This is a genomic window from Mesorhizobium sp. M2E.F.Ca.ET.209.01.1.1 (genome assembly GCF_004010375.2).
Lineage (GTDB): Bacteria > Pseudomonadota > Alphaproteobacteria > Rhizobiales > Rhizobiaceae > Mesorhizobium.
The window spans coordinates 1-288 of record NZ_SADP02001208.1; the positions used below are offsets into that span (position 1 = coordinate 1).

General features: G+C 65.3%; 1 protein-coding gene. It reads left to right on the forward strand.

Annotated elements, in window-relative coordinates; genetic code table 11:
• On the forward strand, window positions 1–288 hold a 288-nt coding region (locus EN852_RS39760), incomplete at both ends, for an FAD-binding oxidoreductase (RefSeq protein ID WP_135879972.1).

The following is a 288-nucleotide window of genomic DNA, read 5'->3' on the forward strand; positions in this document are numbered from 1 at the left end:
GGGGCGCAAGGCAGCTGCCGCATCGGCGGCAATGTCGCCACCAATGCCGGCGGCTTCAACGTGCTGCGCTACGGCATGACGCGCGACCTGGTGCTCGGCCTCGAAGTGGTGCTGGCAGACGGCCGCATCTGGAACGGGCTGAAGGTGTTGCGCAAGGACAATCGCGGCTATGATTTGAAGCAGGTCTTCATCGGCTCGGAAGGCACGCTGGGCATCGTCACCGCCGCGGCGCTGAAACTCTTTCCCAGGCCGACGCAGATCGAAACGGCGCTGGTGGGCTTACGCTCG